This is a genomic window from Lentzea sp. NPDC051213 (assembly GCF_044455585.1).
Taxonomy (GTDB): domain Bacteria; phylum Actinomycetota; class Actinomycetes; order Mycobacteriales; family Pseudonocardiaceae; genus Lentzea.
Window position 1 is genome coordinate 217,403 of sequence record NZ_JBITEX010000003.1, and the last position, 18,641, is coordinate 236,043.

The following is an 18,641-nucleotide window of genomic DNA, read 5'->3' on the forward strand; positions in this document are numbered from 1 at the left end:
ATCAACTGGTCGCGTCGATCGTCGCGCTGGCCAGCACGATGTCGCCGGCCGAATCCTCACGATAGATCGCCACGGCCTGCCCAGGAGCCACACCCTTCAACGGCTCCCGCAACTGCACCTGCAACACACCGTCGACCAGCTCGGCGACCGCCGGAGCCGTCCCACCATGCGCACGAACCTGAGCAACGCACTCAACAGGCCCGTCCAGCACCACATGAGCAACCGGATCAGAAGCCGAAATCCCGCTCACCGCAAGCTTCTCCACGGCCCCGACACGCACGTTGCCGGAAACAGGCTCCAACGCCAGCACATACCGGGGACGCCCATCAGGAGCGGGACCATCGATCCCGAGCCCCTTGCGCTGCCCCACGGTGAACTCGTGCACACCCGCATGGCGCCCGAGCACCGCACCGGTCTCGTCGTCGATCAGCAGGCCGGGCTTGGTGTCCATGCGGCCGGCGAGGAACTTCTGCGTGTCGCCGTCCGGGATGAAGCAGATGTCGTGGCTGTCCGGCTTCTTCGCGACCGACAGGCCGCGGGCGGCGGCCTCGACGCGCACGTCGTCCTTCGTGGTGTCCCCCAACGGGAACATCGCGTGCGACAGCTGGTCCGCGGTCAGCGACGCGAGGACGTACGACTGGTCCTTGCCCAGATCGGCTGAACGACGCAGCTCCGGGCGGCCGTCGACGAGGGCGAGGCGCGCGTAGTGGCCGGTGCAGACGGCGTCGAAGCCGAGGGCGATCGCCTTGTCCAGCAACGCCTCGAACTTGATCCGCTCGTTGCAGCGCAGGCACGGGTTCGGCGTGCGGCCCGCCGCGTACTCCGCGACGAAGTCCTCGACGACCTCCTCGGTGAAGCGCTCGGCGAAGTCCCAGACGTAGAACGGGATGCCCATCAGGTCCGCCGCGCGGCGGGCGTCGTGGGCGTCTTCGATGGTGCAGCAGCCGCGAGCGCCCGTGCGCAGGGTGCCGGGCTTCGCCGACAACGCCAGGTGCACGCCCGTCACGTCGTGCCCCGCTTCGACGGCTCGTGCCGCCGCCACCGCGGAGTCGACACCGCCGCTCATCGCCGCGAGGACCTTCACTGCTTGACCACCTTCCGGTTGCGCCTCATGCCTGCCAGCCCTGCCGTGCGGGCCCTTTCCACCACCGGCCCGATCACCGACGCGAGTTGTTCAACGTCCGCGCGCGTCGACGTATGCCCGAGCGAGAACCTCAGCGAGCCGCGGGCCAGCGACGGTTCGACGCCCATCGCGAGCAGCACGTGGCTCGGCTGCGCCACGCCGGCCGTGCACGCGGAGCCCGTCGAGCACTCGATGCCCTTCGCGTCCAGCAGCATCAGCAGGCTGTCGCCCTCGCAGCCGGGGAACGTCAGGTGTGCGTTGCCGGGCAGCCGGTCCACCGGGTCGCCGTTCACGATCACGTCCGGCACGACCGCGCGCACCGACGAGATCAGCTCCTCGCGCAACGCGACCAGTTCCGCCGCGCGCTGCTCCTGCTCGTCCACCGCGATCCGCACGGCACGCGCGAGCCCGACGATCGACGGCACGTCCAGCGTGCCGGACCGCACGTCCCGCTCCTGGCCACCGCCGTGCAGCAACGGCGCGCACTTCACGTCCCGCGCCAGCAGCAGCACGCCCACGCCGTACGGGCCGCCGACCTTGTGGCCGGTCATGGTCAACGCCGACGCGCCCGACGACGCGAAGTTCACCGGGACCGCGCCCACGGCCTGCACGGCGTCCGTGTGGAACGGCACGCCACGGGCAGCGCACACGCGCGCGATGTCGTGCACCGGGTTGAGCGTGCCGACCTCGTTGTTCGCCCACATCGCCGTGACCAGCGCCACGTCGTCGTCCAGGGCGGCCTCAACGGTCTCGGCGGACACCCGGCCGTGCGCGTCGGTCTCCAGCCAGGTGACCTCGGCGCCCTGCTTCTCCAGCCACTCGACGGCGTCGAGCACCGCGTGGTGCTCCACCGCGGAGGCCAGCACCCGGCGCTTGCCGCGGGCCCAGTAGATGCCCTTGACCGCGAGGTTGTCGCTCTCCGTGCCACCGCCGGTGAACAGCACCTCGGACGGCCGGGCGCCCAGCGCGTCGGCGATGGTCTCGCGGGCCTCCTCGATCGCGCGCCGCGCCCGCCTGCCGGAGGTGTGCAGCGACGAGGCGTTGCCCGTGGTGGACAACGCCTCGGTCATGGCCGCGACCGCCTCGGGGTGCATGGGGGTCGTGGCAGCGTGGTCGAGATAAGCCATCAGGTCTCAAGGGTAGCCCGCATGCGCGGCCCGGTCAGAATCGCTCCCACCACCGCCAACGCCGCCATCGACAGGTTCAGGACCACCACGCCCGCGGTCGGCGCGGTCGCGAGCACGATGACGCCGCCGAGTCCGATCATGGTCGCCGAGAACAGCATGTCGCAGATCTGCAGCGCCGCCGAGTTGAAACCGCGGTCCTGGTCGGGTGACGCGGCCATCATCAGCACGCCGACGCTGGACGTCGCCATGCCCATGCCCGCGCCCGCGATGCCCCAGATGACAGCCGTCAGCCAGGCAGGACCCCACGAGGGTGCGACGAGCGTCACCAGCGCCATACCGGCCCCGGTGAACAGGAAGCCGGTGCGCACGAGCGTGTAGCGCTGAATCTCCGGGTGCCGCGACGCCCACATCGACGCACTCGCCCAGCCGAGCGCGCTCAACGTCAGCGGAATGCCCGCCTCCAGCGGCGAGTAGCCGTGCACGACGGTCAGCGTGAGCGGGATGAAGCCCTCGACCGCGAAGAACGTGCCGGCGAGCAGGCCACGCGCGAGGATCGTGACCGGGAGGCCGCGGCGGGCGATGAGCGTGCCCTTCGGCAGCAGGATGTGCAGCGCGGGTGCCAGCAGCACCAGCGACAGCACGAGCAGCCACCACGTGCGGTGCTGAAGCCCCCAGCTCAGCGCCGCCACCCCGGCACCGGCCGCCAGGGCGGCGGCGGGCAGGTACTTGCGCTGCGGCGGCGTCACGGCGTGCGGCGGCAGCTTGCGCATCACCGGCACGAGCAGTCCGATGCCGAACAGCACCAGCGGCACGATCGCGAGGAACACCAGCCGCCAGCTCAGGTGCTCGGTCGCCCAGCCCGCGACCGCGGGACCGACGAGTGACGGCACCACCCAGGCCGCGGACAGCGCGCCGAACACGGCGGGCCGGGTGTCCTCGGGGTAGGCGAGCGCGATCAGCACGTAGATCGCGACGATCAGGAACCCGGCGCCGAAGCCCTGCAGCACCCGGCCGGCGAGCAGCACCGTCATGGTCTCCGCGACGCCGGCGACCACGAGCCCGGCGAGGAACAGCACCACGCCGATGATCACGGCGGGCTTCGGGCCGCGCCGGTCGGAGAGCCGTCCGGAGAAGACCGTCGCGATGACGCTCGCCGCGAGGTTCGCGAGGAACGGCCACGCGTACAGCGCCTCACCCCGCAGCTCGCGGACCATGGTGGGCATGGCCGTGCCGACGCCCATCGCCTCGAAGGCGAGCAGCGTGACCAGCAGGAGGATGCCGATCGTGGGCCAGCGGCGGTCAGGCGACCAGAGGCGTGATGGTGCGGGCGCGGTGAGTGTCACCCGTTGATGGTGCAAGCTCCAGTTCGGTCGAGGTCAAGCGACTTGCCTGCTCTTCGGCGAGTTTCGCCAGCTCGCGGCGGTTCTCCGCCCGTCCGGGGGCGATCTCGTCGAGCACGTGCACCTCGACGACCAGCCCCTTCGTCCTGAGCACCCGCCGGATCGAGTCGACCAACGTGTCGCTGCCCACGAACGCGGGCTGCGTGGTCGGGTGGTCGCCGATCCGGTACCGCAGCACGATCGGCCGCACCGGCACACCGGCGTCCAGCGCGGCCTGGAACAGCGCCGGCTTGTAGTGCCCGGACGCGAGCCCGCACCACGTCGTGCCCTCGGCGTGGATGCCGACCGCACTGCCGTTGCGCAGCGTCTGGGTGAGCTCGGTGACGGTCTTCGGCAGCTCGCGCAGCCGTTCCCGGTCGAGGTAGACGGTGCCGGCCGCGGTGATGATCCGGCCGAGGACCGGCCAGTCCCTGATGTCCTTCTTCGCCACGAGCTTGATCGGCTGCACCGAGTCGATCGCGAGCTCGTCCAGCCACGACACGTGGTTGCTCACGACGAGCACGCCGCGGCCGCTCGTGGCCTGGAACTTCCGGGCGCCGTGGATCTGCAGCCTCACCCCGAACGCCCTGAGGACGGCGTGGAACCAGAGGCGGATGGCGCTTTCCCGCTGCTTGCCCGGGAGGAGGAGCGCCAGCGCGATCGCGGCACCGCACAGAATCGCCGCCACTGCGGTGACCGCCCGCCACGTCTGCCGGAGCCTGCCGACCTGCGTGTGCGAGCCGCTGACGCACCCGTCACCACACGGCGACGAGGGCATCCAGGCGTGACTCATGCCGTCTCCCCGAGGAAGAACTTCAGGTAGCGCTGATCCACGTGGTCCATGCCGAGCAGGATGAAGAGGTCGGCGACCCCGAAGTCCGCGTCGAGCGCGGGCCGTCCGCAGATCTGGGCGCCGAGCCGCAGGTAGCCCTTCAGCAGCGGCGGCAGCACGGTCTTGGCCGGCCGCTCGATCCGGTCGACGTCCCACGGGTGGTGCGGCGTGACGCGGAACTGCTCGGGCGCGTAGTGCTTGGCGTGCACCGTGTCCCACACCCCGGCCGCGAAGCTGCCGCCGTCCTGCAGCGGGATGGACGCGCACCCGACGAGCCACTTGTGACCGCTCAGCAGCATGTAGCGCGCGATGCCCGCCCACACGAGGCTGACGACGGCGCCGTTGCGGTGGTCGGGGTGCACGCACGACCGTCCGGTCTCGACGGTGGTGTGCCGGATGTCGTCGAGGTTGCTCAGGTCGAACTCGGTGTCGCTGTAGAGCCGGCCGGCGTCCCTGGCCCGCTCAGGAGGCAGCATCCGGTAGCCGCCCACGATCTCCCCGGTGCGGTCGTCCCTGACCACCAGGTGGTCGCAGTGCTCGTCGAACTCGTCGACGTCGTGGCCGGGCACGGTGGTGTGCAGCGTCGCCCCCATCTCACCGGCGAACACCTCGTAGCGCAGTCTCTGGGCGGCGACGACCTCGGCGCTGTCGCGGGCGACGAGGAGTGAGTAGCGGGGGGCGTCCTTGTCCTGCTGGGCAGGGGTGCTGACAAGCAGTTCCGGCTGCGTCATGCGAACCAGGGTGAAGCCGGGTTGGCGAATTACAGCAGGTCAAACCGATGACGCCTCAGTGGCAGTCGGGTTAACCGCTGGTGCAGGACGCAACGCTAGAGGTGTCCGCTCGCGTAGGTGCGGCAGTCCGAGCACTAGACGAGCGCGAAGCAGCGCTCGTAGGAGTGGTCTTCTGGCGGGTGGAACCGCCTGAGGTAGCGGTGGATCGTGCCGGCGCACACGCTCGCCGTGGCCTCGTCAGGCGGTGCGTGCAGCCGGGAGACTTTCCTTCACTGGTACTGGAGCCAGTGGCGCTCGTCGGTCATGCGGCCGACCTTACAGCGGCGCGTCCGAGTGTTGCTCACCGTTTGCGCCTCCCCAGAACAGGCGAATGGCCGCCCCGCACCAGCGGGACGGCCACCCATCGAGCTGTGCTCAGCCCTTGCGCTTCTTGACCTCGTCGGTCAGCTGCGGCGCGACGTTGAACAGGTCGCCCACCACACCGAAGTCGGCGATCTCGAAGATCGGCGCCTCGGCGTCCTTGTTGACCGCGACGATCGTCTTCGAGGTCTGCATACCCGCGCGGTGCTGGATGGCACCGGAGATGCCCAGCGCCACGTACAGCTGCGGCGAGACCGTCTTACCGGTCTGGCCCACCTGGAACTGGTGCGGGTAGTAGCCGGAGTCGACCGCGGCGCGCGAGGCACCGACGGCGGCACCGAGCGAGTCGGCCAGCTCCTCGACGACGGAGAACTTCTCGGCCGAGCCGACGCCGCGGCCACCGGACACGACGACCGAGGCCTCGGTGAGCTCCGGGCGGTCGCCACCGACGATGGCCTCGCGCGAGGTCACGCGGGCGGACTTGGCGGCGTCCACGGAGATGGCCACCGACTCGTCCAGGACGGCGTCCGCGGCGGACTCCTCGGACTCAACGCCGCCGGGGCGGACGGTGATGACCGGGGTGCCGGTGCCGACCTTCGCCTTGACGACGAACGCGCCACCGAAGATGGACTGCACGCCGGTGCCGTCCTCCTCGATGTCCACGACGTCGACCAGCAGACCGCCGCCGATGCGGACGGCGAGCCGGCCGGCGACCTCCTTGCCCTCGACGGTCGCGGAGACGAGCACCGCGGACGCGTTCGGGGCGAGGGCGGCCAGGGCGTCGACCTTCGGGGTCACGAGGAAGTTCACGGCGTCGTCGGACTCGACGGCGTAGACCTTCGCCGCGCCGAAGCGGCCCAGCGACTCGCGGATCTTCGCCGCGGTGCCGGGTGCGCCGACGACCACGGCGGCCGGGGTGCCCAGCCGGCGCGCGGCCGTGAGCAGCTCGTAGCTGACCTTCTTGACCTCGCCGTCGACGTGGTCGACCAGGACCAGGACTTCAGACATTTTCTCTTCCCTCCCAATCCTTCTCAGATGAGCTTCTGGCCGACGAGGAACTCGGCGATCTTCGCGCCGCCGTCGCCACCGTCCTCGACGCGCTGACCGGCGCTGCGCGGCGGCTTCGGGGAAGCCTCCAGCACCTGGGTCCACGCACCGGACAGGCCGACCTCGGACGCGTCGATGCCCAGGTCCGCCACGGAGAGCGTGGAGACCGGCTTCTTCTTCGCGGCCATGATGCCCTTGAAGGACGGGTAACGCGGCTCGTTGATCTTCTCGGTCACGGAGACCACGGCGGGCAGCGTCGCCTCGAGGAACGCAACGCCCTCGTCGGTCTCGCGCTCGCCCTTGATCGTCGTGCCCTCGACGGTGACCTTGCGCAGCTGGGTGACCTGCGGCAGGCCGAGCAGCTCGGCGACGATGGCCGGGACAGCGCCCGCGCGGCCGTCGGTCGCCTCGTTGCCGGCGATGACCAGGTCGACGTTCTCGACCGTGCCGATCGCCTTCGCGAGGACCTTCGCCGTGGCCAGCACGTCCGAACCGTGCAGCGACTCGTCGCTGACGTGGATCGCCTTGTCGGCGCCCATGGACAGAGCCTTGCGGATCGCGTCGGTGGCGCGGCCGGGACCCATCGCGATCACGGTCACCTCACCGCCGTGGGCCTCCTGCAACAGCAGGGCCTCTTCGACGGCGCGCTCGTTGATCTCGTCGAGCACGGCATCCGCGGATTCGCGGTCAAGGGTGTGGTCGGCGTCGGTGAGCTTGCGCTCGGACCAGGTGTCAGGCACCTGCTTGACCAGGACAACAATGTTCATAGGTCCTCTTCGACCTCCTGCGGACGGGCGGCGACGCTGACGCGGAGGACTACAGAGCTGCGCCGCCGGGTGTTCACGACCCTGCCATCACCCGGATGTTACCCGCCAGTAGCACCCCTGCAAACGGCAGCAAGCACCCCGCTAGCGTGATGGTTCTCACCCGCCTCCGCCACCTTTTGAGACTTAACCCATTCGGGGGTCTAGGGTGCAACGGCATGTACCGGCGAGTAGCTGTAGTGACCGACTCCACTGCCTGTCTCCCGGCGCAGCTGACTGATCAACTCGGCATCGAAGTGGTGCAGATCCAGGTGCGCATCGGCGACCACACCGACGACGAGTCCCGCATCCCGGTCCCCGAACTGGTTTCGGCCATGCGTTCGAACGTGCCCGTCGCGACGATCCCGCCGGAGCCCGGCGCGTTCTTCTGGACCTACAACGAGCTGGCCGCCCAGGGCGTCCGCTCGATCGTGTCCGTGCACGTGTCAGGCCGCCAGTCCACGACCGTCGAGGCGGCCCGCACCGCGGCCGCCCAGGTCCGCGTGCCGGTGCACGTCGTCGACACCCACACCTGCGGGATGAGCATCGGCTACGCCGTCCAGGCCGCCGCCAAGATCGCCGAAGCCGGCGGCAACGTCGAGCGGGTGCTCGCGACCGCCCAGAACCGCTTCGGCAGATCCACCGAGCTCATCTACGTGGACACCCTCGAATACCTGCGCCGCGGCGGCCGCATCGGCGCCGCGGCCGCGCTCGTCGGGTCCGCGCTGTCGATGAAGCCGCTGCTGACCATGGCCGACGGCCAGATCACCCCGCTCGACCGGGTGATCGGCGCCGACCGCGCGCTCAACCGGATGCTGGACATCGCGATCAAGCGCGCGGGCACCGACACCGTCGACGTCGCCGTCGAGCACTTCGACGCCGAGGAGAAGGCCTCCCGGCTGCTGCGCAAGCTCCGGCGGAGCGTGCCCAACGTCCGCCAGTTCATGTTGACGCAGGTCAGCTCGGCCATCGGAGCCCACGTGGGCCCCGGTGCGCTGGGCATCACCGTTTCGCCGGTCTGACCTTCGGGAACTCGGAGTGCTCCCGGTTGCGTTGAAGTGGACGTAACGGACACCTGGAGGAACCGATGGCCTCGTTCATGGACAAGATCACCAGGTTCCTGCGCAGCCCGCAGGGGCACCGGCTCCAAGCCAAGGCACGCCAGCTGGCGAAGGATCCGCGCAAGCGTGCGCAGGCCGAACAGTTGCTGCGCAAGTTCCGCGGCAAGCGGCACTGACTGGGCTGCTGGTTCGGGCTACTGGTTCGGGCTACTGGTTCGGGCTACTGGTTGAACAACGCGTTGAGCTCGCCGTAGGAAAGCCCTTCCTCGGCACTGCCGTAAGTGCCCTTGCTCAGCAATTCCACCGCCACCTTCTGAGCCACCGCGTAAGCCGCTGACGGCAGCGCGGTGCCGACGCTGATCCGGGCCGCGCCCGCACTCGCCAGTTCGCCGACGGCGGGCGCACCCGGCCCAGCGAGCACGTTGAGCGGTGCGTCGATGCCGTTCGCCAGCTCGCGCACGGTGGCGAGATCAGTCACGCCGGGCACGAAGATCCCGCTCGCACCGGCCTCGAGATAGGTCTTGGCGCGGTCCAGCGCGAGCTGAAGGCGATCAGCCGGGTCGCCGACGCCGCGCAGGTACACGTCGATCCTCGCGTTGATGAAGAGGTCGGGTGCGGCTTCACGAGCCGCCGCAAGCCGCTCCTTCTGCTCCTGGGCATCGCGCACGGAGCTCCCGTGGCCGTCCTCGATGTTCACCCCGGACGCGCCGGCGGCGACGATGGCCCGGACGGTCTCGGCGACCTCGCCCGCGTTCTCCCCGAAACCGGACTCGATGTCCGCCGTCACGGGGACCTTCACCGCCTTCGCGATCCTCGCGACCAGCTCGACCGCCAGATCGCGCTCGAGCCGATCACCGTCCGGTGCGCCGAGACTCCACGCCACGCCCGCGCTGGTGGTGGCGACCGCCGTGGCGCCCGCTGCCTCGACGATCAGGGCGGAGGCGACGTCCCAGGCGTTGGGGAGGGTGAGCGGACCGGGCTGGTGCAGGGCGTGGAAGAGCTTCGTTCGTTCCGTGTTGGACGTCATGTTCTGAGTGATATCAGGCGGCACCGACAAGGATCCGGCGAGAATCGGACAGGAACCGATGAGTTTCGGACCTTGTTCACTGTCGGCCGAAAATGTCCGCCTCGCCGTTAGTTGCTTCCGGCTTTGCGGCGTACCTCTTCGAACGTGCGGAGGTAGCGCTGGCGGAAGTCTTCTCGCTCCACCCAGGTGGTTTGCTCCGCCGGCTGGGGTGAGGCCGGTGGGGGTAGCTCGGTGGTGGCTATGGCCTCTGGGGCCTTTTCCTGGGCGGGTTCGACTTCGGGCTCGGGTTGGGGTTGGGGTGCGGGTTCTTCGACCGGCTCGTCGACGGCCTCGGGGCTGTCGGTGCTCGGCGCTACGGTTGATTCGGGGGCTTCAAGATCCCCCACGGGGGGATCGAAGTCCCCATCCTGATCGTATCGCGCAGCACCGACAGAGTCGGGTTCGTCGACCGGCGCGCGTTCGTCGACCGGCTCGGCGATCTCGGCAACCGGCTCCGACTCAGCCAACGCGTCCACATCGGCCACCGGCTCGACCTCGACCTCAGCCTCACCAACCGGCTCCGCCAGCGAAGCCAACGCGGGCTCCAACTGCGGCAACCCCACCACGGGGTTGCGATGAATCGGCCGAGACCCGTAGTCGTCAGCCACCGCCTCCACAGCAGACTTCGCCACCCAATCACGCGAGGCCGGAGCAGCAGACTCCTCCGGCACAGCAGCGTCCTCCCGGCGGCGCAGCACCACGTACATGAGTGCCGCCCCTAACGTGAAGGACAGCACGCACAACCCGAAGACGATCCCGACGGCCCCTGCCATGCGAAGGCTCCTAGCTAAGCGACGAGGACGTCGACCTGTGGTCCGCCGTCCGAGGGTGGGCCCCACACGGGGTCCACGATCACCCGAGTGGTGATGACGCTCTCCACCCCTTGCGCGGCCAGGTAGTCCCGCACCAGCACGGCTCGTTGCATCGCGAGCACGTCACACCGGTGCGAGGCCGTCTCGCCGTTCCACGCGTGCGCGACCAGCGTCACCACGCCGCCCGCCACGTTCTTCAGCGCGGCCGCCAGGCCTCGCTGCACGTCCGCGCCTCTGCCCACCAGGTCCGACGTGCCCGGCGCGAAGGTCACGCCTTTCACGGCGTGCGTGGCGAACAGGTCCCGCACCGACTGCTGCGCCTCCCACGGCGACACCAGCACCGGCACCGGCACGACTGGCTCCACCCGCGGCGGCGGCACCGGCAGCTCGTCCACCTGAGGCGCCGGCATCGCGGGCACGGCGGGCACCGCGGGTGACGACGACAGTGCCGTCGTCAGTTCCTCGCCGTACACGGAGAACCCGACCGCCGTCACCGACGCGGGCACCATCAGCGCCCCGATGACCAGCGGCACCCAGCGCTTCACGACGCCGCCACCTGTTCCGGGATCATGGGCGGCGACACGCGGTCGGCGGCCACGGTCAGCGCGGCACGTGCGGCCGAGAGCTGGGAGTGCACGATTCGGCGCAGCTCGCGCAGTTCGTCCATCTCGTGCGCCACCTCGTTCAGCCGGCGGTTCGCCTCGCGGCACGCCACCTTCACCACGAACTCGGAGCGGGCCCGCGCCAGCGCTTCCTGCTCCTGCAGGTGCTGGGCGGCCTCGTTGCGGCGCCTGGTCATGGTCAGTTCGAAGAACTGCTGGGCCTTCTCGCGCTTGCGTTCCGAGTCGGCCTCCAGGGAGTTGCACTGGAGAGCGGTCTCACGCAGCAGCCGGTCGGCGTCGGTCTGCGCCTGGGCGACGGCCTCGGTGCACTCGCGCTCCACCTCGTCGGCGCGCTGGCGGTGCTGGGCTTCGAGGTCGGCGCAACGGCGCTCCATCTCGACCTCGCGCCGCTCCATCGCCGCGGCGCTCGTGGCGCACTGCTGGCGGGTCGCGTAGAGCTCGGCCTCCGCCTCGGAGCGCATGGCGGCCGACTCGCGTTCGGCGTCGGCGCGCAGCGCGGCGAGTTCCACGTCGGTGCGCGCTCGGAGGTCGGCGCACTCGCGTTCGGCCTGCGCGTGCATCTCCGCAGCCTCGTCTTCGGCGAGGCGGAGCATCCGGTGCATCCGTTCGGTGGCGCCCGCGTGCGAGCCGGAGGTGGATTCGAGGCGTTCGATCCTGGTGCGCGCCTCCTTCAGATCCTGGCGCGTCATTTCCAGGAGCTTGCGCAAATCCGCCGCCTGCGCCAGAGCCTCGGCCCGGTCGAGGCTCGTGAAGCGGAGCTGCTCCTCGAGATTCTCGATGTGCTCGATGACCTGACGTCGATGAAAACCTCGGTACACAACGTCGAAACCGGCGTGCAGCGGAACTAGTTCCTGCTCTTTTGCACCCATGGTCACCTACTCACTCAACCGGGCTGAAGATTGTGCGAGCTTACCCACGGCCGGACGCCCCAACCAGCGTCGACAGTGGACAGACCGGGCCCCTGTAACACGTGGAATATCGTCCATTTCCTGCGCAAACGACGACTAGCTAGATCAACACCCAAGAACACGCAGTCACCCGATTGTGTCAAGTAGGACGCCTTTCCGAGGGGATCACTCCGCGCGTTCGCCGTGTACGGAATGCAACCACCCAGGCTTAGATCACACGAATTGCCATCGATCGGTCGTGGCTACTTCGATCACCCTTGGTTAACCTTCTCGTTCGTGTCCTCACGAGTAGCCGTCGTCACCGACTCGACCGCGTCACTTCCCGCCCGTCTGGCGGAACGGTTCAACATCATCACGGTCCCGATGCAGTTGAAGATCGGGTCGGAACTGATCGACGAGGCCTACGTGCCGACGGATCGGCTGCTCCAGGCCATGGAGGCGGAGATCCCGATCACGACCCAGCCGCCGGCGCCGGACGCGTTCTTCTGGGCCTACCAGGACGCGTGGGCCAAGGGCGCGGAGACGATCGTGTCCGTGCACGTGTCGCCGAAGCTCTCGCCGGCCACGGACGCGGCGAAAGCGGCCGCGGCCAAGTCGCGCGTGCCGGTGTTCATCGTCGACTCGCACTCGTCGGGCATGACGCTCGGGTTCGCGGCACTCGCGGCCGCGCGGATCGTGCAGACCGGCGGCAACGTCCAGCACGCCCGCAACATCGCCGAGGAACGCGGCCGCAACGCCCAGGTGCTGATCTACGTCGACACCCTGCACTACCTGCGCCGCGCGGGCAGAGTCAGCGCGACGGCGAAGCTGTTCGGCGACGCGCTCTCGGTCAAGCCGCTGCTCACCGTGGTCAACGGCGAGGTCGAGCCGTTCGACAAGGTCCTGGGCCGCGACCGGGCGCTGTCGAAGCTCGCGGACAAGGCCGTGGCCATCGCCTACGGACGCAACGTGGACCTCGCGGTCGAGCACTTCGCCGCCGAGAAGGAAGGCCACGAGCTGCTCCAGATGCTGCAGAAGCGGATCCCACACGCGCGCGACGTGGTGCTGACGCAGGTCAGTGCGGCGATCGGCGCGAACGTGGGTCCCGGTGCGCTGGCCGTGACGATCTCGCCGTTCTGATCAGAGCTGTCCGACCTCTTCCGCGAGGAGCAGGCCGGGATCGAACCCCAGGGACGCGAAGTGGCCGGCCAGCTCCAGTGAGAGCACGCCCTGCAGCCGCGTCCAGAACGCCAGGGCGCGGTGCACGGTGACCGGTGACGCGAGCCGAGCGCTCGCCCACTGGCGGTTCGAGACCAGCATGGCGCCGAACGGGGTCTTCGGCTTGCTCGCCGTGCGGTCGGCGCAGACCTCCAGCAGCACCGTGAAGATCTCGTTCGAGATCGCGGTGATCTCGTCCGGCGCGTGGTAGCCGGGCACCGGGGTGCCGTAGATGAGCAGAAACCGGTGCGGATCGCTCAAGGCCCACGTTCTGATGACCCCGGCGAGCGCCACCACGGTGGTGCCGGCCTCGTGCGCGGCCCGCACGGTGTCGGCGAGGCTGCGGTAGGCGTCCCGGATCAGCGCGGTGATCAGCTCGTCGCGGCCGGCGAAGTACCGGTACAGGGCCGGCCCGCTCATGCCCATCTCCTTGGCGATGGCGTTGAGCGACAACGCAGTCACACCGGCCGCGGCGATCTGCTCCCAGGCGTGCCGTTTGACCTCCGCGCGCACCTGCGCCCGGTAGCGCTCCCGCGGGCTCTCGACTCTCTCCACCGTTAGACCCTCTCACGTTCGTTATTGACACGCAGTCGCGTCGCACCTTAGCTTCTACCTGCCACCAGAGTTAGAGCCTCTAACCATCGCGATAAATGCTAACGAATGGGAGAACGCCATGACCGCCGCGCGCACCTCGGCCCGCACCTCGGCCCGCACCGCCGCCCGCACCTCGGCCCGCACCTCGGCCCGCACCGCCGCCCGCACCTCCGCCCACCCGAGGACGGCCACACTGGTCGCGGCCTGGGCGGCGCCCGTCATGGTCGCCGGTCAGTTCGGCCTGCTCTCCGGAATCCCGATCGCCGTCGTGCTCGTCGCGAGCCTGCGCGACAGCCGTTCCCGGGCGCTGCGCTGGTGGACAGGAGCCCTCGCGCTGGCCTACGCCACCCCGCTGACGCTCTGGCTCACCGGGCCGAGCGAGGCACCCAGCCTGTCCAAGTACATGAGCCCCGCGGTGACCGCGCTACTCGCGGCGACCGGTGTCGCAGTCGCCATCGCGCACCAGGTAGTTCGCAGGCGCACTACTGACAAGTAACCTGGCGCCCGTGACCCTCCCCCTGACCGGCGAACGCACGGTGCCCGGCATCGCCGAGGAGAACTACTGGTTCCGCCGGCACGAGGCGGCGTATCTGCATCTCATCGGCCACTGTTCGGACGCCGTCGTGCTGGAGGCGGGCTGCGGCGAGGGCTACGGCGCCCAGCTGATCCGCACGGTCGCGCGGCGGGTGGTCGCGCTGGACTACGACGAGCTGACCTCTCAGCACGTCGCCCGCGCCTATCCGCAGCTGAACGTGCTGCGCGGGAACCTCGCGACGCTGCCGTTGCGCGACGGCGCCGTCGACGTCGTGGCGAACCTGCAGGTCATCGAGCATCTGTGGGACCAGGAGGGTTTCCTCGCGGAGTGCCTGCGGGTGCTGCGGCCCGGCGGGAGGCTCATCGTCACGACGCCGAACAGGCTGACCTTCTCGCCCGGCCAGGACACGCCGCTGAACCCGTTCCACACCAGGGAACTCGCGCCGTCCGAACTGGACGAGATGCTGCGCGAGGCCGGTTTCCGGGTTGACGAACTGACGGGGCTCCGGCACGGCAAGAGGCTTGACACCCTCCTCGATGGACAGATCATCAACGCACAGGTCGAGGTCGCGCTGTCCGGCGCACCGTGGCCGGCGGAGCTGAAGGAGGCGGTCGAGTCGGTGACGGTGGAGGACTTCGACATCACCTCCGAGGACATGGACACGTGCCTCGATCTCGTGGCCGTGGCGGTGCGCGCGTGACCCAGCGATCCACCACAAGAGCTTCCGAGGGCACGTTCTGCCTGGTCCTGCACAGCCACCTGCCCTGGCTCGCGCACCACGGCACGTGGCCGGTCGGCGAGGAGTGGCTCTACCAGGCGTGGGCGCACTCGTACCTGCCCATCGTGGACATGCTGCAGCGCTTCGCCGACGAGGGGCGTTCCGACGTCCTCACGCTGGGCATCACGCCGATCCTGGCCGCGCAGCTCGACGACCCGTACTGCTTACGCGGCGCGCACGACTGGCTCGGCAACTGGCACCTGCGGTCGCACTACGCCGGCGAGCGGCTGCGTGAGCTGTCCGCCTACGAGCACCGCGCCTCGGCACGGGCGCTGGATCAGTTCGAAACCCATTGGCGGCACGGGTTCTCGCCGCTGCTGAGGTCCCTTGTGGACGCCCGGACGATCGAGCTGCTCGGCGGGCCGGCGACGCATCCCTTTCAGCCGTTGCTGGATCCACGTGTGCGCGCCTTCGCGTTGCGGACCGGTTTGGACGACACCGCGCTGCGGATCGGCCGGGCCCCGGAAGGGATCTGGGCGCCGGAATGCGGTTACTCGCCCGGCATGGAGGCGGGTTACGCGGCGGCGGGCGTGCGGCGGTTCATGGTCGACGGGCCCGCGCTGCACGGCGACACGTCCGCGGCGCACCCCGTCGGTTCCTCGGACGTGCTGGCGTTCGGCCGCGATCTCGAGGTCTCGTACCGCGTGTGGTCACCCAAGGTCGGCTATCCGGGCGATGCGGCGTACCGGGATTTTCACACCTACGATCACCCGACGGGCCTGAAGCCGTCGCGGGTGACCGGCAAGAACGTTGCGCCGGAGGACAAACGGCCGTACGACCCGCTGCTCGCGCACGAGGCCATCGACAGGCACGTGGCCGACTTCGTCGAGACCGTCGTGCGCCGGTTGCGCGCGATCGACGGCGGGCTGGTTGTCGCGGCCTACGACACCGAGCTGTACGGGCACTGGTGGCACGAAGGTCCGTTGTGGCTGGAGAAGGTGTTGCGCGCGCTGCCGGAGGCGGGCGTGCGGGTGACGACGTTGCAGGGCGCGGTCGAGGCGGGTCACGTCGGTGCGCCGGTCGAGCTGCCGGCGTCGTCGTGGGGCAGCGGCAAGGACTGGCGGGTCTGGGACGGCGCGCAGGTGTCCGACATCGTCTCGTTGAACGGGTCGGTGCAGAAGGAACTCCTGGAGCTGGATTTCTCTTCCGACGTGCGGAATCCGGTGCTGGATCAGGCGGTGCGCGAGGCGTTGCTGGCGTTGTCGAGCGACTGGGCCTTCATGGTCACCAAGGACTCGGCCGCCGACTACGCGCGCTACCGCGCGAAGATTCACAGCGATCGTTTCAGCGAGCTCGCGGCGTTGGTGCGCGGCGGGCGCGGGCAGGCTCGGGCGGCGGAACTCCGTGCGGCGGACGGCCCCTTCGGGCATCTGGACGCGCGAGGAATGAGGTAACGGGATGCGCGTGCTGATGTTGTCGTGGGAGTACCCGCCGGTGGTCGTCGGCGGGCTGGGCAGGCACGTCCACGCGCTCGCGACACAGCTGGCCGCGCAGGGGCACGACGTCGTCGTGCTGTGCCGTCAGCCGTCTGGCACCGACGCGATCACGCACCCGACGGTCGATGTGGTGAGCGAGGGCGTGCGGCTGATCCGGGTGGCCGAGGATCCCGCGCACCTGGTGTTCGAGAAGGACCTCGTGGCGTGGACGCTGGCGATGGGCCACGCGATGACGCGCGCGGGTCTGGCGTTGGGCTCGTGGAGGCCCGACGTCGTGCACGCGCACGACTGGCTGGTCACGCATCCGGCCGTGGCTCTTGCCGAGGCTTTCGGTGTGCCGCTGGTGGCGACGATCCACGCGACCGAGGCCGGGCGGCACTCCGGCTGGCTGTCGCACCCGCTGAACCAGCAGGTCCACTCGGTGGAGTGGTGGCTCGCGAACAAGGCCGACTCCCTGATCACCTGCTCGTCGGCGATGCGGCGCGAGGTGGCCCACCTGTTCGAGGTGGACACCGCCGATGTCTCCGTGCTGCACAACGGCATCGAGCCGGGCGGCTGGAAGGTGCGCGCGGCGGACGTCGGCGCTGCTCGTCGTGCCTATTCACCGCTCGGCGATCCGCTGCTGCTCTTCTTCGGCCGCATCGAGTGGGAGAAGGGCATCCAGGACCTGATCGCCGCACTCCCCCGCATCCGCCGCTTCCACCGGGGCACGCGGGTCGTCGTGGCCGGCGGCGGCTCGCAGACCGAGTGGCTGCGTGAGCAGGCGCGCAAGCACCGCGTGCTGCGCGCCGTGGAGTTCGTCGGCCACCTCTCCGACAGGTCGCTGGCGGCGTTGCTCACCGCGGCCAACGCCGTCGTGCTGCCCTCCCGCTACGAACCGTTCGGCATCGTGGCGCTGGAAGCCGCGGCCGCCGGCACGCCACTGGTGGCCTCGACCGCCGGCGGGCTGGGCGAGGTAGTGCTGGACGGCGTGACGGGCCTGTCGTTCGCCCCCGGCGATGTGGACGGACTCACACGCGCCGTGCGTGCCGTGCTGTCCGATCCCACCGCCGCCGCCACCCGTGCGCGCGCAGCCAAGGAACGGCTGGTCACCGACTTCAACTGGGCCACGATCGCCGCCGACACGGCCTCGGTCTACGCCTCAGCCGTGGTGCGCGAACCGCGCGTGCTGGGCCGTCCCAAGATCGCTACGGGCAATCTGTTCACCTGAGTCCGCTACATTCGCCGGCCAGGTGAACTTCAGATGGCCGGGGACTGAATGAAATACCAACGCTTCGTGGCGCTCGGGGACAGCTGCGCCGAGGGTCTGGACGACCTGCTGCCCGACGGCAGGTACCGGGGCTGGGCGGACCGCGTCGCGTCCGTGCTGGACGCGCCGGGCTTCCGCTACGCCAACCTGGCCGTGCGCGGTCGTCGCCTGGACCAGATGCTGGTGGAGCAGGTGCCGTCCGCCTCGGCCCTGGAACCCGACCTCGTCGCCGTGTTCTGCGGCAGCAACGACGTCATGTCCGGCGCTTCCGGCACGGAGATCGCCCGTCGCGTGGACGCTGCTGTGCGCGCCGTGACGTCCTTCGCCCCTGTGGTCGCCGTCTTCACGTTGAGCGACATCTCGCACCGCATGCCGTTCGGCTGGCGGCTGAGTCCACGGATCGAAGCCCTCAACTCCGCCGTGCGCACCGCGGCTTCTCGTTACGGCGCGGTACTGGTCGACGTGGCGGCCGACGAGGCCGTGCACGACTCGCGGTACTTCGGGCCGGACCGCCTGCACCTGTCCTCGCTGGGGCATCGGCGGCTGGCCGGCCACCTGCTGTCGGCGCTGGACCTGGACCACGACCCGGCGTGGCTCGCACCGCTGCCCGGTGTGGCGGCCCCGGCCTCGGTTCTGGACCACTGGCGGTGGCTGCGGGAGCAGGTGCTGCCCGTCGCCTACACGCGTACGCGGAACAAGTTGATCGGCCGGCAGCCGGGGGACGGGTTCACGCCTAAGCGTCCGCAGCTCGCGCCGCTGACCTGGCAGCAGCACGCCGCTCGCTGACGGTCTTCGCGTACGGGTGCGGGTTGTCCTTGATGTTCAACGGGAACCGGCCCGATCCGAACAGCTCCAGTTCGAGCGGCTCGGGTTCGCTCAGCGGCACGCACGCGACCCGGCCGTGGTTCGCGAGCCAGGCGCTCACCACAGCTTCGTCGTCGCCGAACGTGAGGCGCGAGCCCTTCAGCCGCAGCTGGAGG

21 protein-coding genes are annotated in these 18,641 nt (G+C 69.8%); 8 read left to right on the plus strand and 13 right to left on the minus strand.

The genetic code is table 11. The annotated features are described in order from the left end of the window. Position 1 precedes the first annotated feature (1 nt). From mnmA to ACIA8G_RS14560, 7 genes are all read right to left on the minus strand, one after another. Positions 2-1,084: a tRNA 2-thiouridine(34) synthase MnmA gene (gene mnmA / locus ACIA8G_RS14530; RefSeq protein WP_396418915.1), complete on the minus strand. Its 1,083-nt coding sequence runs from the start codon at positions 1,082-1,084 to the stop codon at positions 2-4. After that, positions 1,081-2,250: a cysteine desulfurase family protein gene (locus ACIA8G_RS14535; RefSeq protein ID WP_396418916.1), complete on the minus strand. Its 1,170-nt coding sequence runs from the start codon at positions 2,248-2,250 to the stop codon at positions 1,081-1,083. The genes mnmA and ACIA8G_RS14535 overlap by 4 nt, the downstream gene beginning before the upstream one ends. Then, positions 2,250-3,593, minus strand: coding sequence for an MFS transporter (locus ACIA8G_RS14540; protein ID WP_396418917.1), 1,344 nt, complete (start codon positions 3,591-3,593; stop codon positions 2,250-2,252). The genes ACIA8G_RS14535 and ACIA8G_RS14540 overlap by 1 nt, the downstream gene beginning before the upstream one ends. Next, positions 3,550-4,422, minus strand: a complete 873-nt coding sequence (locus tag ACIA8G_RS14545; protein ID WP_396418918.1) for a lysophospholipid acyltransferase family protein — start codon at positions 4,420-4,422, stop codon at positions 3,550-3,552. Before ACIA8G_RS14545 ends, ACIA8G_RS14540 begins: the two co-directional genes overlap by 44 nt. After that, positions 4,419-5,192 (minus strand): GNAT family N-acetyltransferase, encoded by a 774-nt coding sequence (locus tag ACIA8G_RS14550; protein WP_396418919.1) that lies wholly within the window; start codon positions 5,190-5,192, stop codon positions 4,419-4,421. Before ACIA8G_RS14550 ends, ACIA8G_RS14545 begins: the two co-directional genes overlap by 4 nt. 414 nt (positions 5,193-5,606) lie before the next feature. Further along, positions 5,607-6,560 carry an electron transfer flavoprotein subunit alpha/FixB family protein gene (locus tag ACIA8G_RS14555; RefSeq protein WP_396418920.1) on the minus strand — a complete coding sequence of 318 codons (954 nt, stop codon included), beginning with the start codon at positions 6,558-6,560 and terminating at the stop codon, positions 5,607-5,609. A 23-nt stretch (positions 6,561-6,583) separates the two neighbouring features. After that, positions 6,584-7,366, minus strand: coding sequence for an electron transfer flavoprotein subunit beta/FixA family protein (locus ACIA8G_RS14560; protein ID WP_396418921.1), 783 nt, complete (start codon positions 7,364-7,366; stop codon positions 6,584-6,586). 215 nt (positions 7,367-7,581) lie between these two features. On the opposite strand from ACIA8G_RS14560, the gene ACIA8G_RS14565 reads away from it, so the two are divergent. Together ACIA8G_RS14565 and ACIA8G_RS14570 are read left to right on the plus strand one after the other, a co-directional pair. Then, positions 7,582-8,424 carry a DegV family protein gene (locus tag ACIA8G_RS14565; RefSeq protein ID WP_396418922.1) on the plus strand — a complete coding sequence of 281 codons (843 nt, stop codon included), beginning with the start codon at positions 7,582-7,584 and terminating at the stop codon, positions 8,422-8,424. Positions 8,425-8,489: 65 nt separating this feature from the next. After that, positions 8,490-8,639 carry a hypothetical protein gene (locus ACIA8G_RS14570; RefSeq protein WP_396418923.1) on the plus strand — a complete coding sequence of 50 codons (150 nt, stop codon included), beginning with the start codon at positions 8,490-8,492 and terminating at the stop codon, positions 8,637-8,639. A 44-nt stretch (positions 8,640-8,683) separates the two neighbouring features. Here the strand turns inward: ACIA8G_RS14570 and ACIA8G_RS14575 are convergent, their stop codons facing one another. The 4 genes from ACIA8G_RS14575 to ACIA8G_RS14590 form a co-directional block, all read right to left on the minus strand. Then, the gene (locus ACIA8G_RS14575; protein ID WP_396418924.1) at positions 8,684-9,490 is read right to left on the minus strand and encodes an isocitrate lyase/phosphoenolpyruvate mutase family protein; all 807 of its coding nucleotides are present in this window, start codon (positions 9,488-9,490) and stop codon (positions 8,684-8,686) included. Positions 9,491-9,597: 107 nt separating this feature from the next. Then, positions 9,598-10,302, minus strand: a complete 705-nt coding sequence (locus ACIA8G_RS14580) for a hypothetical protein (RefSeq protein ID WP_396418925.1) — start codon at positions 10,300-10,302, stop codon at positions 9,598-9,600. A 14-nt stretch (positions 10,303-10,316) separates the two neighbouring features. Beyond that, positions 10,317-10,886, minus strand: coding sequence for a hypothetical protein (locus ACIA8G_RS14585; RefSeq protein WP_396418926.1), 570 nt, complete (start codon positions 10,884-10,886; stop codon positions 10,317-10,319). Continuing rightward, the gene (locus ACIA8G_RS14590) at positions 10,883-11,833 is read right to left on the minus strand and encodes a hypothetical protein (RefSeq protein ID WP_396418927.1); all 951 of its coding nucleotides are present in this window, start codon (positions 11,831-11,833) and stop codon (positions 10,883-10,885) included. The genes ACIA8G_RS14585 and ACIA8G_RS14590 overlap by 4 nt, the downstream gene beginning before the upstream one ends. Before the next feature lie 315 nt (positions 11,834-12,148). Between ACIA8G_RS14590 and ACIA8G_RS14595 the strand changes: the two genes are divergently transcribed. Then, positions 12,149-12,991: a DegV family protein gene (locus ACIA8G_RS14595; RefSeq protein WP_396418928.1), complete on the plus strand. Its 843-nt coding sequence runs from the start codon at positions 12,149-12,151 to the stop codon at positions 12,989-12,991. Here the strand turns inward: ACIA8G_RS14595 and ACIA8G_RS14600 are convergent, their stop codons facing one another. Next, positions 12,992-13,624, minus strand: a complete 633-nt coding sequence (locus ACIA8G_RS14600) for a TetR/AcrR family transcriptional regulator (protein ID WP_396418929.1) — start codon at positions 13,622-13,624, stop codon at positions 12,992-12,994. It abuts the gene before it with no gap. 118 nt (positions 13,625-13,742) lie between these two features. Here ACIA8G_RS14600 and ACIA8G_RS14605 point away from each other — a divergent pair, with 118 nt between their 5' ends. From ACIA8G_RS14605 to ACIA8G_RS14625, 5 genes are read left to right on the plus strand one after another with little or no spacing between them, the layout of a single operon-like run. Beyond that, positions 13,743-14,159 carry a hypothetical protein gene (locus ACIA8G_RS14605; RefSeq protein WP_396418930.1) on the plus strand — a complete coding sequence of 139 codons (417 nt, stop codon included), beginning with the start codon at positions 13,743-13,745 and terminating at the stop codon, positions 14,157-14,159. Positions 14,160-14,169: 10 nt separating this feature from the next. After that, complete coding sequence (locus ACIA8G_RS14610) at positions 14,170-14,898, plus strand: class I SAM-dependent methyltransferase (protein WP_396418931.1); 729 nt, start codon at positions 14,170-14,172, stop codon at positions 14,896-14,898. Further along, positions 14,895-16,370, plus strand: coding sequence for a 1,4-alpha-glucan branching protein domain-containing protein (locus tag ACIA8G_RS14615; protein WP_396418932.1), 1,476 nt, complete (start codon positions 14,895-14,897; stop codon positions 16,368-16,370). The genes ACIA8G_RS14610 and ACIA8G_RS14615 overlap by 4 nt, the downstream gene beginning before the upstream one ends. Positions 16,371-16,374: 4 nt before the next feature. Continuing rightward, positions 16,375-17,622: a glycosyltransferase family 4 protein gene (locus ACIA8G_RS14620; protein WP_396418933.1), complete on the plus strand. Its 1,248-nt coding sequence runs from the start codon at positions 16,375-16,377 to the stop codon at positions 17,620-17,622. A gap of 48 nt (positions 17,623-17,670) precedes the next feature. Next, positions 17,671-18,447, plus strand: coding sequence for an SGNH/GDSL hydrolase family protein (locus ACIA8G_RS14625; RefSeq protein ID WP_396418934.1), 777 nt, complete (start codon positions 17,671-17,673; stop codon positions 18,445-18,447). Here ACIA8G_RS14625 and ACIA8G_RS14630 read toward each other — a convergent pair. Further along, positions 18,395-18,634 (minus strand): GIY-YIG nuclease family protein, encoded by a 240-nt coding sequence (locus tag ACIA8G_RS14630; protein WP_396419663.1) that lies wholly within the window; start codon positions 18,632-18,634, stop codon positions 18,395-18,397. The two genes, ACIA8G_RS14625 and ACIA8G_RS14630, sit on opposite strands and share 53 nt — an antisense overlap. Positions 18,635-18,641: the final 7 nt, after the last annotated feature.